Below are 225 nucleotides of genomic sequence, written 5' to 3'. Positions count from 1 at the left end.
TTCAAGAACTTGTGTATACAATATCAACTACCATGTGGTGTGGTCTGTGAAATATCGCAGGAAGATTTTATCAACAGAGATTGAAACTTATCTAAAAGAACTGGTTCAGAAAATAGCATCCGATAAAGGTTTTACGGTTCATCTTTTTGAAGTTGGTGAAAGTGATCATATCCATTGTTTTGTGTCTGCACCACCGAAAATGTCAGTGACTGATATTGTAAAGTA

Origin of the sequence: Clostridium sp. AM42-4 (assembly GCF_003480105.1) — a bacterium.
Taxonomy (GTDB): Bacteria; Bacillota; Clostridia; order Lachnospirales; family Lachnospiraceae; genus Brotaphodocola.
This window is presented reverse-complemented; position numbering follows the sequence as displayed.